Origin of the sequence: Pseudomonas sp. RW409 (assembly GCF_003184125.1) — a bacterium.
In the GTDB taxonomy this organism is placed as follows: Bacteria; Pseudomonadota; Gammaproteobacteria; order Pseudomonadales; family Pseudomonadaceae; genus Aquipseudomonas; species Aquipseudomonas chlororaphis_I.
Map to the genome: position 1 here is coordinate 665,699 of NZ_QHHP01000041.1, position 12,454 is coordinate 678,152.

General features: G+C 62.3%; 13 protein-coding genes. 5 read left to right on the plus strand and 8 right to left on the minus strand.

The window, feature by feature from the left end:
- Positions 1-21: 21 nt before the first annotated feature.
- A complete protein-coding gene (locus tag DK261_RS23560; protein ID WP_110175590.1) occupies positions 22-282 on the plus strand; it encodes a DUF6429 family protein in 261 nt (86 codons plus the stop codon).
- Between the two features lie 31 nt (positions 283-313).
- Here the strand turns inward: DK261_RS23560 and DK261_RS23565 are convergent, their stop codons facing one another.
- From DK261_RS23565 to DK261_RS23580, 4 genes are read right to left on the minus strand one after another with little or no spacing between them, the layout of a single operon-like run.
- Positions 314-571: a hypothetical protein gene (locus DK261_RS23565; protein WP_371923064.1), complete on the minus strand. Its 258-nt coding sequence runs from the start codon at positions 569-571 to the stop codon at positions 314-316.
- Between the two features lie 13 nt (positions 572-584).
- Positions 585-1,058, minus strand: coding sequence for a DUF6392 family protein (locus tag DK261_RS23570; RefSeq protein WP_164487407.1), 474 nt, complete (start codon positions 1,056-1,058; stop codon positions 585-587).
- Between the two features lie 28 nt (positions 1,059-1,086).
- Positions 1,087-1,560 (minus strand): DUF6392 family protein, encoded by a 474-nt coding sequence (locus DK261_RS23575; protein ID WP_164485927.1) that lies wholly within the window; start codon positions 1,558-1,560, stop codon positions 1,087-1,089.
- A gap of 27 nt (positions 1,561-1,587) precedes the next feature.
- Entirely contained in the window at positions 1,588-2,058 is a 471-nt protein-coding gene (locus DK261_RS23580; RefSeq protein WP_110175587.1) for a DUF6392 family protein, read from the minus strand.
- Between the two features lie 281 nt (positions 2,059-2,339).
- Here DK261_RS23580 and DK261_RS23590 point away from each other — a divergent pair.
- Positions 2,340-3,502 (plus strand): IS3 family transposase gene (locus DK261_RS23590; protein ID WP_110175829.1). Its coding sequence is split into 2 segments (ribosomal slippage): positions 2,340-2,595 and positions 2,595-3,502, totalling 1,164 coding nucleotides; the frame shifts between segments, so codons are not numbered across the junction.
- On the opposite strand, the gene DK261_RS23595 is transcribed toward DK261_RS23590, so the two are convergent.
- Positions 3,460-4,731, minus strand: coding sequence for an S-type pyocin domain-containing protein (locus DK261_RS23595; protein WP_256597598.1), 1,272 nt, complete (start codon positions 4,729-4,731; stop codon positions 3,460-3,462). The two genes, DK261_RS23590 and DK261_RS23595, sit on opposite strands and share 43 nt — an antisense overlap.
- A gap of 231 nt (positions 4,732-4,962) precedes the next feature.
- Here DK261_RS23595 and DK261_RS23600 point away from each other — a divergent pair, with 231 nt between their 5' ends.
- Together DK261_RS23600 and DK261_RS23605 are read left to right on the plus strand one after the other, a co-directional pair.
- A complete protein-coding gene (locus DK261_RS23600; protein WP_009049123.1) occupies positions 4,963-5,193 on the plus strand; it encodes a hypothetical protein in 231 nt (76 codons plus the stop codon).
- A gap of 5 nt (positions 5,194-5,198) precedes the next feature.
- Positions 5,199-5,969, plus strand: coding sequence for a phytanoyl-CoA dioxygenase family protein (locus DK261_RS23605; protein WP_110176547.1), 771 nt, complete (start codon positions 5,199-5,201; stop codon positions 5,967-5,969).
- Positions 5,970-5,981: 12 nt separating this feature from the next.
- On the opposite strand, the gene DK261_RS23610 is transcribed toward DK261_RS23605, so the two are convergent.
- A complete protein-coding gene (locus DK261_RS23610; RefSeq protein WP_038632574.1) occupies positions 5,982-6,884 on the minus strand; it encodes a LysR substrate-binding domain-containing protein in 903 nt (300 codons plus the stop codon).
- 160 nt (positions 6,885-7,044) lie between these two features.
- Here DK261_RS23610 and DK261_RS23615 point away from each other — a divergent pair, with 160 nt between their 5' ends.
- The gene (locus DK261_RS23615; protein WP_110176549.1) at positions 7,045-10,113 is read left to right on the plus strand and encodes an FAD-binding and (Fe-S)-binding domain-containing protein; all 3,069 of its coding nucleotides are present in this window, start codon (positions 7,045-7,047) and stop codon (positions 10,111-10,113) included.
- 186 nt (positions 10,114-10,299) lie between these two features.
- Here the strand turns inward: DK261_RS23615 and DK261_RS23620 are convergent, their stop codons facing one another.
- Positions 10,300-10,524, minus strand: coding sequence for a hypothetical protein (locus DK261_RS23620; protein WP_028684042.1), 225 nt, complete (start codon positions 10,522-10,524; stop codon positions 10,300-10,302).
- Positions 10,525-10,720: 196 nt separating this feature from the next.
- A complete protein-coding gene (locus tag DK261_RS23625) occupies positions 10,721-12,256 on the minus strand; it encodes an FAD-dependent oxidoreductase (RefSeq protein ID WP_110176551.1) in 1,536 nt (511 codons plus the stop codon).
- Positions 12,257-12,454: the final 198 nt, after the last annotated feature.

The window sequence follows — 12,454 nt, forward strand, 5'->3', positions numbered from 1 at the left end:
AATACGAGTGGAGCAACGATCATGGAATACGACGATAAACTGATTGAAGAAGCCGTGCTTGCCCTGTTGGCAACCTTCAGTTTTGATAACGGCAATGCTTGGAAAGGGTTCGACTTCGAGACGATGAGCCGATTGCATGAACATGGTTTCATCAGCAATCCGGTGAACAAGAACAAATCGATTTGGTTGACGGCTGAAGGGCTGGAGCGAGGTCGGCAGATAGCCGACCGGTTGTTTGGGGTAAGAACTCAAGTGGAGCATGTATCCGACTCGGATACCTGACTTCATACCACGGCCATACGGTAGGTGGGGTTTATGGATCGCATACGATTGACTCCTCGGGGAAGCTCTTTTGCAGGGAGATATACAAAGCCTCAAAGCGCTGAGTGCTGGCCCAGAACTCAAGCTCAATGCCTGCCTCAGGCCACATGGCAACAGTATCGACATCCTCGAACATACCTTTTGGAGACTCGCCGGGAAGATACATCCCGGAGGTAATCATTTCGGAATAGGTAAGGCCAAGGCTTTTAACCAGGTCATCGATCATTGCGGCGTTCACATCAACCAGCATTGTCCCTGCAGAGCTAAGCGCTTGATCTTTCGTTCAGCTCGAACACTACATCTTCAACCTCCATTTCGGCGTTGTATTTAAAAACCGCCATATTCCCTTTGTGGATGTTCGGAAAACGATAAATATCCCACCCTCCCGTCATACCGCGTATGGGCATTTTGAAAGGTGCTCTTGACTCCAGAGGTTCTCCATAGCGGGACCGTATCCATCCCTGATCCATTCGATTTTTAAGTTGATAGGGTAGGCTTCCCTTGTAGATTGAGGCTCCTTTGAAACTCTCCAGCAAGCTGATGAACAGCATTTCAAAGCGTTGACTGCTAGCCCAAAAATTCAATTCGATTCCAGGCCAGGGAGACATTGCCACGGTGTCGCTGTCGTCGAAGATACCTTTAGGTGGCCCACCGGGAAGTTGCACCCCGGAGGCGATCATTTCGGGATAGGTGCGACCAAGGTATTTAACCAAGTCATCGATCATAACCGCGTTCATTTCATTGCTCACTGTGCCTCCTGCAAAACTAAGCATGTGATCTTTCGTTCAGCCTGAAGACGATGCCTTCCACTTCCATTTCAACGGTGTACTTGAACAACACATGGATGCTCTTGGACATGCCTGGTAAACGATAGGTATCCCAGCCGCCTGTCATGCCGGAGATAGGCACTCTATAAGGCGCTCCTGACTCCAGCGGCTCACCATATTGAGATTTAACCCATGCCTGATTCATCTTCGTTTTGAGCTGGTAGGGAAGACTCCCCCGGTATATGGGCTCTCCTTCAAAACCCTCAAGAAAGGTAATGAATAGGTTTTCAAAACGGTGAGTGCTGGCCCAAAAGCCCAATTCGACCCCTGGCTCCGGCGACACCGTCACCCTGTCGCTGTCATCAAAGATGCCTTTTGGTGGTCCTCCTGGGAGATACATTCCTGAGGCATTCATTTCGGGATAAGTGCGGCCGAGGCTTTTGACCAAGTTATCGATCATTGCTGTATTCATATCAATAACAGCCTTGCCTATACAAAATTAAACATTGGGCTTGTTGTTTGACCTGAACACAAGTCCTTCAACTTCCATGTTCATGTTGTATTGAAATACCGTTCTAATATTTTTTGCCGTGCCGGGAAGGTGGTAGGTATCCCAGCCGCCAGTCATTCCAAGAACTGGCATCTTGAAGGGAGCTTTTGACTCCAAAGGCTCTCCGTAATGGGACCTTACCCAAGCTTGGTTCATTCGGCGTTGGAGCTTGTACGGCAATCCATTCTCGTAAACTGAGTCGTCATCGGAGGTCTTATGCAAGTAGATAGAGAGAGAGTCAAAGTGCTGAGTGCTTGAAAACCCCAAATCTATTCCGGCTGCAGGTGACATGAACGAGGTCTCATCGCCCTCGAACATACCTTTTGGCGGCCCGCCAGGGAGATACATTCCAGATGAGATCAACTCGGAATAGGTCCTCCCAATATTTTTAATCAGGTCATCGATCATTGCGGCGTTCATATCAATACCAGCCTTGTCCCTGATGAAGGTTATGCAGATTGGTGCGCGCATTTTCAATTTGCGCTTCGGTAAACCCCATGTCTTGGAGAAACGGTTTAAGCGCGTCGAGGTTGTTATCGACTGCTGCCCGTAGGTCGGCTGCATCCTTAATCTGCTTTGTCTTGGTGTTTCTCCCGCCGTACGTCTCACTGTACTTTTGATGCACCTCGCGTGGAATTGTAGTGGTCTAATGAAACCGGACACCCATTTAGGCGAGAATGCTCGCCAGATAGAGGTGTCTGATGACCAAGCAACGTCGTTCCTTTTCCGCTGAGTTCAAACGCGAGGCCGCAGGCCTCGTGCTCGATCAAGGCTATAGCCATACCGAAGCCAGCCGCTCGCTTGGGGTGGTCGAGTCCGCGTTGCGTCGCTGGGTTAACCAACTCCAGCAGGAGCGCAACGGCGTGACTCCGCAGAGCAAAGCGCTGACGCCTGAGCAGCAGAAAATCCAAGAACTGGAAGCGCGCATTGCTCGCCTTGAGCGGGAGAAATCCATTTTAAAAAAGGCTACCGCGCTCTTGATGTCGGAAGAGCACGAGCGCATACGCTGATTGATCAGTTAAGCGCCCAGGAGCCAGTCGATTGGCTTTGCGCAGTCTTTGACATCACTCGCTCGTGCTACTACGCCCACCGCCTCAGACGCCGAACTCCGGACGTTGAGCGGCTTCGGTTGCGCAGTCGGGTCAATGAACTGTTTACGCAAAGCCGAAGCGCCGCCGGTAGCCGCAGCATCGTGTCGATGATGCAGGAAGACGGCGAGCAAATTGGGCGGTTCAAGGTGCGTGGCCTGATGCGGGAACTGAAGTTAGTCAGCAAACAACCTGGATCACATGCCTACAAACAAGCGACGGTCGAGCGGCCTGATATTCCGAACATTTTGAATCGAGAGTTTGAAGTGCCGGCACCCAATCAGGTCTGGTGTGGCGATATCACCTACGTCTGGGCTCAAGGAAAATGGCATTACCTGGCTGTTGTTCTGGATCTCTACGCGCGCCGAGTTGTGGGCTGGGCGCTGTCGAATAAACCAGACGCTGAGTTGGTGATCAAGGCGTTGGACATGGCTTATGAACAGCGTGGCAGGCCTCAAGGACTGCTGTTTCACTCAGATCAGGGATCGCAATATGGCAGTCGTCAGTTTCGCCAACGGCTCTGGCGTTACCGCATGCGCCAGAGCATGAGCCGTCGTGGAAACTGTTGGGATAATGCGCCGATGGAGCGCGTTTTTCGCAGCTTGAAAACTGAATGGATACCGACCGTGGGCTACATGACGGCTCAAGAAGCGCATCGAGACATCAGTCATTATCTGATGCATCGGTACAACTGGATTCGACCGCACCAGTTCAACGATGGGCTGGCCCCAGCTCAGGCCGAGAAAAAACTTAACGTCGTGTCCGGGATTAGTTGACCACTACAAATGGCCATACTTGGCGCGTTCTGCAGGATTCTTTTTAAGTTTTTCGGGAGGATGTTTGGGTTGAGTTTAACGACATATTCTCTCAACGCCGCCTGCGACGGTATGTGATCAATATCCAACCCATCCTTCGCACTTCTACTGCTCAGATCATTCGCCGGCCCAACCTCCAGCGGGTTGACCATGGGTTTGGCGAAGACCAGGTACAACGAGCGGAGGCCGCTGTCTGCCGGGAAGGTGATGATGCAGTCTTCGACCTTGAACTCGTCGAGGGGCGCGCCCTGGAGTTGGCTGTCGCCGCCTTCGGCGATGGGGTGGACCATGAGGCGGGCCAGTTCGTCGGTCACGCCCGGGTAGGCTGTCGGGGCGGTGATGATCGGGCCGTTGTGCGGTGTCCAGGTGATGGTGAGTGTGCCGAGGTGGGCCTGCATGGCGTTTTTGTCGGCGTTCCAGCGGGCCTTGATCACCGGGACGCGGTCCTGGCCCGATTGGGCGCTGGTGTGGATGCCGTGGATTTGCAGCACGCCCTGGCTGTCGCGGCGGAACTGGAAGCGCACCCGGGTGGTGGCGGCGCGCAGCTCGCGCAGTTGTTCTTCGCTGTAGAAGGAATCGTCGCCGAGTCGGGTCGGGGTCATGGCCAGGAGCAGTACCTGGCCCGCCGGGCCGCCGACGGTCCTGGCCGCGGTGCCGGCCATCTGCAGTGACCAGGCGAAACTCCTGAGGAGCAGCTCGCCGGCGACCCTGCCGAGCCCGACCTCGGTCGCCGAGGATGCCATGAGCATGGTCTTGCCGAAATTGCCCGCGGGCTCGCTGGCGGTGCCGGCCTGGGTGGTGCCCCAAGGGACGCTGCTGATGGACTTGGCGAAGACCAGGTCGGTGCGGGGAACGGGATCGGGCCAGGGGTCTGGCCGAAGGTAGACCGGGTCCGCTTCAGGGACGGGGCAGAGCAGGCTGCCGCTGGTTGTCGCGGCGGAACTGTCGGTGACCAGCACCCAGTCGCCGTTTCTGACGGCGGCAAGAATGTCCCGGTCGCTGTTGACCGTGTAGTGCTCGCGCAGCAGCTCCTCCAACCCTTCGATGCTCGATCTGTTGCGTTGCAGCGCCATGCGCACCCGGGTTTCGGCGTCATGGGCACTTTGCGCATGCCGTGCCTCGGGGGCGGAGCTTTTTAGTAGACGCATGTCGGTAAACGCATCGGCGGCTTCGCTGTCTGGATCAGCCACCCATGCTAGGGGGCCGCCCAGGCGCGGCGCTCTAGGCCCTTTCTGAAACGCTTGAAAGAAAACTCGCTTGTGGGCCGGCGACAAAACCGGCAATCCGGAGCCGGCAATAAAGCCTGCCGTTCGTCACGGCGCGGTGAGCGGGGTTCAACTTTTGCCCACAATGATTTTCACAGCCGTTGCAAGGGCCGCCCCAGGTCCGGAGGGGCTGTTATCCGCCGGAGGTTGAGCCAGATGAACGACGACGCCCTGGACGAAACGCTCGAGGAACGTCGCCAGCGCCGGGTGGCGCAGGCGCTGAGCTTGAACCCCGACGAAGTGGCGCGCTGGGTCGTGGCCATGGAGGAGGACGGCAGTGGCATGGGGTATGTGATCGAGTTTTCCGCCGCGACGCCGGTCGGGGTGCTGGCCAGGGTGCCGGGGCTGGGCAGCGATCGGCTGATCAATATCGGCCCCATCGACTAGCCGCCATGACCCACGTCCAGCCCCTGCCAGCACTGACCGCCGAGCGTCTGCGGGCATTGCACAGCGAGGGGTTCGTGCTGCTGCCCGGCGTGCTCGACGGGTTGCAGATCCAGCTGCTGCGCTACGCCATCGACGGCCTCAAGCCCCAGCATTGGGACTACAGCGGCTTGCTCGAACACTACAAATGCGTGTTCAACCGCGACCCGCTGTGGCTGCCGTTTCTCGATCTGCCGGGGGTGATCGAGCTGGCCGAGGCGGCGTTGGGCGACGATTGCCATGTCATCGGCCAGACCGCCTGGCGCTGTCATCCGGGCTTTCAAGGGATGGGGTTGCACCTGGATTACCTGGCAATGCAGCTACCGCGCAGCCTGCTCAGCGATCCGGCATTCGAGCTGCCGATGCAGATCTGTACCTGCCACCTGTACCTCGACGATATCGACCAGGACCTGTGCCCGACCCGCGTGGTGCCGGGCAGTCATCGCGCCGGGCGGCCGCCACGGGCCGGCGAGGAACATTGGCATGGCCGAACGGCCCAGGCCGTGCTGTGCCAGGCCGGCGACGCGCTGATGTTTCGCAGCGAGCTGTGGCATGCCGGCAGCGAGAACAGCAGCGCCGAACGCATCCGTTACCTGCTGCAGGTGCACTATGGCCGGCGCATGGTGGCGCAGAAGTTTTCGCCCTATCTGCACTGGTGTTTCAACCCCGAGGTGCTGGCGGCGGCCTCGGCGCGCCAGCGGCGCCTGCTCGGCGAGCATGAGGAGGCCGAGTACGACTGAGCGAGGCGACTGTCAGCTGTCGGGAAAGGGGATCGACAGCAGCCAGCGGCTGAACGCCTGCAACGATGGCAGGTGCTGATAGCGGCTGGGGTAGGCCAGGTAATAGCTGCGACCGCTGTCCACCGGCTCGAACAGCGCCACTAGCTCGCCGCTGTGGATCTCGTCCTGCACCAGGATGCGCGGCACCAGGCCGATGCCGATGCCGGCGACCACCGCCTGGATCAGGTGCGCGGTCAGCTCGAACCCCGGGCCCATGCGCATCGCCCGCGGATGCAGGCCGTTCTGCTCGAACCACTCGGGCCAGGCGTCGGGACGCGACACCACGTTCAGCAGCAACTGTTGCGCCACGTCGCCGACGGACATCGAGCCGTGCTCGGGCAGGGCCTTGGGGCTGGCCACCACCGTGAGCTTTTCCGACAGCAGCCGATGGGCCTCGTAGCCGGGCCAGTGGCCGGTGCCGGCGCAGATGATCGCGTGCATGTCGGCGGTGTCCTTCGACAGGTCGCTGGTGACGATCCGCGAATGGATATGCACCAGGGTGCCCGGATGGCTGGCGTAAAAGTCATGCATGCGCGGCAGCAGCCATTTCGAGCCGAAGGTCGGCAGCACCGCCAGGTGCAGCGGGCCGCCGCCAGCCTTGTGGGCGATGGTCTGCAAAGTGGCGTTGCGGATCCGCGCCAGGGCCGCCGCCAGTTCGTGGTGATACAGGGCGCCGGCGGCGGTCAGCTCGATATGCCGGCCGTCACGGCTGAACAGCGGCACTTCCAGCAGCGACTCCAGGGCCTGGACCTGGCGGCTGACGGCGCTCTGGGTCAGCGCCAGTTCTTCGGCGGCCTTGGTGAAGCTGCCATGCCGCGCCGCGGCCTCGAAGGCTACCAGCACCGACATCGACGGAGTGAGACGTCTGGGGTTCATTCATAAAACTCATGAAAAAAGCACATGAAATACATTTGCCCGCGGGGCAAGGCTTCAGGAAAATAGGCTTTTTCGGCTGGCCGCCGCCCCTCGGGCTGCGTGCAAGCATACGTGTTTTGCATGCACCGCTGCGCCTTTTCTCTGCCTGGAAGCCTTTTTGATGATTGCTCTGCTTGCCCCCGAACGCGACCCGCTGGCCCACTACCAGGCTTTCCTCGACGCCCTGGCCGCCGACGGTTTTCGTGGCGAGATCGCCCGTGACCTGGGCCTGCGCACGGTGCTGGCCACCGACAACTCGATCTACCAGCGGCTGCCACAAGCCGCGGTCTTTCCCCGGGATGTCGCGGACGTCGAGCGGCTGGCCCGGCTGGCGGCGAGCCCGGAACACCGCGCGGTGGTGCTGACCCCTCGTGGCGGCGGCACCGGCACCAACGGCCAGTCGCTGACCGACGGCATCGTGGTCGACCTGTCGCGGCACATGAACCAGATCCTCGAGATCAACGTCGAGGAGCGCTGGGTGCGGGTGCAGAGCGGGGTGGTCAAGGACCAGCTGAACGCCGCCCTCAAGCCCCATGGCCTGTTCTTCGCCCCGGAGCTGTCGACCTCCAACCGCGCCACCGTCGGCGGCATGATCAACACCGACGCCAGCGGGCAGGGCAGCTGCACCTATGGCAAGACCCGCGACCACGTACTGGCGCTGAGCACCGTGCTACTGGGCGGCAGCCGCCTGGACAGCGCGCCCATCGACAACCGGCAATTGACCGACGAGGCGGCGCGGACCGACCGCATCGGCGAGGTCTACCGCTGCGCCCAGGACATCGCCGACCACCAGGCCGAGCTGATCGAGGCGATCTTTCCCAAGCTCAATCGCTGCCTGACCGGTTATGACCTGGCGCACCTGCGCGAGAGTCCGGAGCAATTCAACCTCAACAGCGTGCTCTGCGGTTCCGAAGGCTCCCTGGGCTTTATCGTCGAGGCGCGGCTGAATGTGCTGCCGATTCCCCGGCACTCGATCCTGGTCAACGTGCGCTACGCCGGCTTCATGGATGCGCTGCGCGACGCCAAGGCCTTGATGGCGCTGAAACCGCTGTCGATCGAGACTGTGGATTCCAAGGTGTTGATGCTGGCCATGCAGGACATTGTCTGGCACGGCGTGGCGCGGTATTTCCCGGAGCAGGCGGACACCCCGACCCTGGGCATCAACCTGATCGAGTTCAGCGGCGACGACCAGGAAGAGCTGGAGCAGCGGGTCGACGCCTTTGTCCGGCACCTGCAGCAGGACAGCTCGGTGGTGCGCCTCGGCCACACCCTGGCCATCGGCGCCCAGGCGGTCAACCAGGTGTACGCCATGCGCAAGCGCGCGGTCGGCATGCTGGGTAACGTCCAGGGCGAAGCGCGGCCACAGCCCTTTGTCGAAGACACCGCGGTGCCGCCGGAGAACCTGGCGGACTACATCCTCGAATTCCGCGCGCTGCTCGATGGTTATGGCTTGCAATACGGCATGTTCGGCCATGTCGACGCTGGCGTGCTGCACGTGCGGCCGATCCTCGACATGAAGGACCCGGAACAGGCGGCGTTGATCCGGCCGATCTCCGATGCGGTGGCGGCGCTGACCCACAAGCACGGTGGCCTGCTGTGGGGCGAGCACGGCAAGGGCCTGCGCTCGCAGTACGTGCCGGACTATTTCGGCGAGCTCTATCCGTCGTTGCAGGCGCTGAAGGCCGCGTTCGACCCGTTCAACCAGCTCAACCCCGGCAAGATCGCCACCCCGGCCTCGGTGCCGGAGGCGCGCCTGACCCGGGTCGACGAAGTGGTGCTGCGCGGCGAGCTCGATCGCACCATCGACGAGCGCGTCTGGCAGAGCTACGACAGCGCCCTGCATTGCAACGGCAACGGCGCCTGCTACAACTTCGACCCGGACGACGCCATGTGCCCGTCGTGGAAGGCCACTCGCAACCGCATTCATTCGCCCAAGGGCCGCGCCTCGCTGATCCGCGAGTGGCTGCGGCTGCAGGGCGAGCAGGGGGTGGATGTGCTGAACGGCGGTGGCGCGCGGCTTTCCAACCTGGCCCGGCGCATCTACAACAGCGCGGCGCGGCTGGGTGGGCGCGAGGACTTCTCCCATGAGGTGTACGACGCCATGGCCGGTTGCCTGGCGTGCAAGTCCTGCGCGGGGCAGTGCCCGGTCAAGGTCAATGTGCCGGAGTTCCGCTCGCGCTTCCTCGAGCTGTACCACGGCCGTTACCTGCGCCCGCTGAAGGATTACCTGATCGGCTCCCTGGAGTTCAGCGTGCCTTATCTGGCGCGCCTGCCACGGCTGTACAACGCGCTGATCGGCGCGGCGCCGGTCAGCCGTGCCCTCAAGCACCTGGCGGGCATGGTCGACAGCCCGTTGCTCAGCACCCTGGATTTCCAGGCGGTGTGCCGCCGGCGCAATGTGCGCATGGCCAACGCCGCAGAACTGGCGACGCTGTCCGAAGAGCAGCGCCAGCGCAGCGTGATCCTGGTGCAGGATGCCTTTACCCGGTTCTTCGAGACGCCGCTGGCGGCCGAGTGGCTGGAGCTGATCGAGCGCCTGGGCGTGCAGATCTACCTCGCGCCTTTCGCTGCCAATGGCAAGCCCTTGCAGGTCCAGGGTTTCCTCGGCGCCTTTGCCCGGGCCGCGCGCTACAACGCGCAGTCGCTGCTGAAACTGCAGGCCAGCGGCGTGCCCCTGGTCGGCCTCGACCCGGCGATGACCCTGGTTTACCGCCAGGAATACCGCAAGACCCTGGGTGCGGCTCAGGCGCCCGAGGTGCTGTTGCCGCAGGAATGGCTGGCCCGGGTGCTGCCTGCAGTACCTGGTGAGGCATCGGCTGAAGCGAGCCCGAACACCGAGGCCGAGCCCTATCAGTTCCTTGCGCACTGCACCGAGAAGACCAACGAGCCGGGCAGCATCGGCCTGTGGCAACAGGTGTTCGCGCGCATGGGCTTGAAGTTGCAGGTGCTGGCCAGCGGTTGCTGCGGCATGTCCGGGACCTACGGCCACGAGACCCGCAACCTGGCGACTTCGCAGGTGATCTACCAGCAGTCCTGGCAGCCGCTGGTGGCGCGCCACGGCCAGGGCGGGCGGCTGCTGGCCGACGGTTATTCCTGCCGCAGCCAGGTCAAGCGCCAGGAGGGGCAGGGGTTGCAACATCCTCTCCAGGTCCTGCTGGAACAACTGCGCAAGCGTCCGCTCGAGGCCTGATCAGCTCCACCGTGGCGCGGTTTGCGAGCGCTACGTCGGAATGCCGCCCAGCGCGATCGCAGCCTGCGGCAGCGGCTACAGCAACCGCGTTGTCTGTGTAGCCGCTGCCGAGCCTGCGAGGCTGCGATCGGTTGCGCAGCAACCGCAAACCCTGAATCCCGGATCTCCCTGCCGGCGCCGGTGGCTTCAGTCGCCGCTGTCCATCAACTGCTTGATGCGCAGCCAGTCGTTGCGCGCTTCCAGGTATTTTTCGTTCGCCAACTGCTTGGCTTGGCTGAACAGGGCCAGGCGGTCGTCGTCGACATGATCGGTGTTAAGCAGCTCATAGGCCTGGACATCCAGGCGGTCGGCTTCGGCAAACAGCCGGGCGTTATTCGCCAGCTCCCGGTTGAATCGTTCTGTCCTGCTCATGGATGCATCGTCCTCCTTAATCCTGCATAGGGCCGGCCACGGCAAGGCACCCGAGCATATGGATATTCATCGCTGTTGCTGTCCTGGCCCTGGGTGCCTCGGCCGCTGGCCGAGATATCGAGACCTTGCCTGGATTTGGAAAGTCGCCTTTTACCCAGGGTTCCATGGGGCTGCCGAGCGGTTGTCGCCAGCCACTTCATTCCGGGGTGCCATGGATCAGCTCCAGGGCCTCGCTGCGCGACAGCGGCCGTTGCATGCGCTGCGACAGCAGCGCCATGGCCCGCGGGTACTCGCAGGCGACCACCGATTCCACCTGTTCGTTGAAGCACAGCAGGGCGATGAAGCGGTACTGCTCCGGCTCGCCCTCGAAGACGATCTGGTTCCAGCGGCGGGCGTGGCCGAGCACCTCGAAGGTCTGGTCGTAGAAGTAGGTCCAGAAGAATGGCACCACGCTGAAACTCAGCTGTTCGCCGAGCATGTTGCACGCCGCGAGCTGGCCCTGTTGCTGGGCCACGCGCCAGTGTTCGATGCGCTGCGTGCGGCCGTCGCAGGGGAAGCTCACGATGTCGCCGGCGGCCCACAGGCCATCGGCCACCGCCAGGCCGGCATCGGCCTTGAGCGAGCCGTCCTCGGCGCGTTCGAGGCCGGCGACGAAGGTCGTGGCAGGGCTGACGCCGGTGCCGAACAGCACCAGGTCGACGGCAATGCGCTGGTCGTTGTCGAGGACCACCTGTTGCACCTGGCCTTCGCCGACCAGGGCCCGGGCTTCGCAAGCGGCGTAGTAGATCACCCCGTGCTGTTCATGCAGGGCCCGTATGGCGCTGCCGATGCGTTCTCCCAGCTGGCGTTGCAGCGGTACCTGGTGGCGACCGATCAGGTGCACCATCAGCCCGCGTTTGCGCAGCGCCGAGGCGACTTCCAGGCCGATGAAGCCGTCGCCGATGATCGCCACGCGCTTACCGGGCCGGGCCTGTTCCAAGAGGCGCGCGGCATCCTCGCGCGAGCGCAGCATGAACACCCCTGGCAGGTCGGCCCCTTCGATGGCCGGCAGGCGCGGTTCGGCGCCAGTGGCCAGGAGCGCCGCGTCGTAGTCCAGGCGCAGGCCGTCGGCCAAGAGGATCTGCCGCCGCCCTGGGTCGAGGCGCAGGACCTCGGCCTTGAGCACCCGTATATCGGCCTTGCGATAGAACTCCGGCTCGAGCAGGGCGGGAACCTCTTCGGGCGGCATCTCGCCGGCCAGCACGTATTTGCTCAGGGCCGTGCGGTCATAGGCGGGCCGCGCTTCCTTGTCGATCCAGGTCAGGTTCCTGCCGAAGCCCTTGGCCCGCAGGGTCGCCACCGCGGCGGCCCCGGCGGCGCCAGCGCCGATCACCAGCAGCCGGCGCGAGTCGGCCTGCCGTGGCGGGGCGGACTCGGGCATGGGCTGGTCGGCAACCCAGACCCGGTTGTCATGGCGGATGTCGACTTTGTAGCGCTTGAGGCTCGCCAGGGGCGGCGGCTCGCAGACTTGCCCGCTGGCGCAGGCAAAGGCGCCCTTGTGCCAGGGGCAGACCAGTTGCCCCTGATACACCACGCCCTGTTCCAGCGGCGCCCCGGCATGGGGGCAGTCGGCCTGGTAGGCCTGGACCTGATCGCCGGTGCGAATCAGCAGCACGGCCTCGGCGCCGACCTGGACCCGGGTGCCGCGGTCTTCGGGCAGTTGGTCGAGGCGAGCCACGACATAAAAGGTCATCGCTTTTCTCCTGCGCATTGCGCGCCCTCGGCCATCCTTGCGCGTCACCTTCTCGGGTGCGCGGGGCCGGGTACGGAATCTTCTGCTCGAGGGCGCAACGCGGCCCGGCCTAGTGGCTTCGCACGGCTTTCGTCATGAACGCCGCCAATCGCTGGATTAAGTGTGGACCCTGCAAAGCCCGGCCGATGGGCATGCTCC